Below are 2,049 nucleotides of genomic sequence, written 5' to 3'. Positions count from 1 at the left end.
GACGACTCACTCGACAGCTACGCCGAACAGACGGTCGAGCAGTACGGCGGACTGTCGCGGATGGTCAACCGCAACGACGACACCGTCAGCGCCGTGTTCGTCGCGGGACATGCGGTCTTCCTCAACGGGGAGCCCACCGAGGTGGTCGGCACGCAGCGCACCGGCAGCTTCCTGCGCGCCAACACGCCGGCCCCGGCGACCACCCGGACGGTGGCCCAGCCGATGGTCGCCGCTGTCTAGGGAAAAATAGCCCTGCCCGGACTGGGAAGTTAGACTCTGCGCCCATGCGAAAGCTCATGGTCATCGCCGCTGCGCTGGTGACGGCCGCTGCCGTCGGCGCCGGCACCGCAACCCCGATTTCGAGGGCCGACACCGCCGTTCAGCCGGTCGGCTCGGTGCCGATCCCGGACGGCCCGGCCCAGACCTGGATTGTGGCCGACCTCGACAGCGGTCAGGTGCTCGCCGACCGCGACCAGAACGTGGCCCACCCGCCCGCGAGCACCATCAAGGTGCTGTTGGCGCTGGTGGTTCTGGACGAGCTGGACCTCAACTCCACCGTCGTCGCCGACGTCGCGGACACCCAGGTGGAATGCAATTGCGTCGGCGTCAAGCCGGGCCGCACGTATACCGCGCGCCAGCTGCTCGACGGCCTGCTGCTGGTTTCGGGCAACGACGCCGCCAACACGCTGGCACACATGCTGGGCGGTCAGGACGCCGCGGTTGCCAAGATGAACTCCAAAGCCGCGGCCCTCGGCGCGGTGACCACCCAGGCCGCCACTCCGTCAGGTCTGGACGGGCCCGGCGGCTCGGGGTGGTCCACGGCGCACGACCTGGCCGTCATCTTCCGGGCCGCGATGGCCAATCCGGTGTTCGCGCACATCACCGCCGAGCCGTCGGCGATGTTCCCCGGCGATCACGGTGACCAGCCGATCCTCAACCAGGACGAGCTGTTGCAGCGCTACCCGGGCGCGATCGGCGGCAAGACCGGGTTCACCAATGCCGCCCGCAAGACATTCGTCGGCGCGGCCGCCCGCGGCGGCCGCCGCCTGGTGATCGCCATGATGTACGGGGTGGTCAAAGCGGGCGGACCGACGTATTGGGACCAAGCCGCGAGCCTGCTCGACTGGGGCTTCGCGCTGAGCCCACAGGCCAGCATCGGCTCGCTCTAAAAGCCCGGGTGCTGCAGGGCGGCGTTCAGCAGCGCCAGCAGCATCGGGATCCGCTGCTCGTCCAGCTCCGGCACCGGCACCACTCCTTGCACCAGGGCGGCGCCGTCGAACACGTTCGCCACTAATCCGACGATCACCGGGAATTTGTCCTCTGGGAACTGCTCTGCGCCCGGCAGCGTCCGGCAAGCGTCGATGATCTTTTCGGCATACTGCCCGAGCTCTTGCTGCAGAGTGGCTTTGAGCTTCGCGTCGGTGCGCGCGGCGACCAGCAGTTCGTAGAGCACCGCATTCCCAGGGCCGCGGGTTATGTCCCGCAGAATCGTCAGGGCCGCTTCCAGGGGCGGCTGATCGGGCGGTATCGCAGCGACCTGCTTGATGCCCTGCTCCAGCTGGCGGCGCAGCACCTCAGATGCTGTCGCGGCCATAAAATCGCCCATCGTTGCGAAATGCCGGAACAGGGCGCCCACGGACACTCCTGCGCGCTTGGTGATCTCGGCTGCGGACGCCCTGGCGTATCCGACCTCGATGATGGTGGCGATGCAAGCCTCGAGTAGGCGTGCAACGGTCTCTTCGCGGCGCTGCTGCTGGGTCCTGGGCATCTCAGGCGCTGACGCTCAGGACACGCCGTTCTTTCCGAAGTGCCTGGCGCTCGCCCGCCCGCAGGTATCGGCCCGACTTCATAGTCTGACCATAGCCGTCGCGGAATCGACCGTTGCGGAATACCACTACGCCGCCGACGCCCGTCGCTGCCACGGTCGCGTCGTTGCGGTTCACCATCCGCCGTAGACCGCCGTAGAACGGCACCGCTTCCTCGTGGTATCCGTCCAGCGACTCGTCCAGGTGGGCCGGGTCGATGACCACGAAATCCGCCCGGTCGCCC

General features: G+C 68.0%; 2 protein-coding genes and 2 pseudogenes. 2 read left to right on the top strand and 2 right to left on the bottom strand.

Annotation, left to right across the window (positions count from 1 at the left end):
* Together A5791_RS26835 and A5791_RS16525 are read left to right on the top strand one after the other, a co-directional pair.
* Positions 1-240: pseudogene (locus A5791_RS26835) on the top strand (hypothetical protein); the annotation flags it as partial.
* Between the two features lie 44 nt (positions 241-284).
* Positions 285-1,169 carry a D-alanyl-D-alanine carboxypeptidase family protein gene (locus tag A5791_RS16525; protein ID WP_067239015.1) on the top strand — a complete coding sequence of 295 codons (885 nt, stop codon included), beginning with the start codon at positions 285-287 and terminating at the stop codon, positions 1,167-1,169.
* Here the strand turns inward: A5791_RS16525 and A5791_RS16520 are convergent.
* Both A5791_RS16520 and A5791_RS16515 read right to left on the bottom strand, forming a co-directional pair.
* On the bottom strand, positions 1,166-1,768 hold the full coding sequence (locus tag A5791_RS16520; protein WP_067239011.1) for a TetR/AcrR family transcriptional regulator: 603 nt from the start codon (positions 1,766-1,768) through the stop codon (positions 1,166-1,168). The genes A5791_RS16525 and A5791_RS16520 overlap by 4 nt on opposite strands.
* Position 1,769: 1 nt before the next feature.
* Positions 1,770-2,049: pseudogene (locus A5791_RS16515) on the bottom strand (hypothetical protein); the annotation flags it as partial.

Origin of the sequence: Mycobacterium sp. 852002-51163_SCH5372311 (assembly GCF_001667115.1) — a bacterium.
GTDB lineage: Bacteria > Actinomycetota > Actinomycetes > Mycobacteriales > Mycobacteriaceae > Mycobacterium.
Note: the sequence above shows the minus strand (reverse complement) of the source record. Positions and strands in the feature narration are given on the sequence as shown.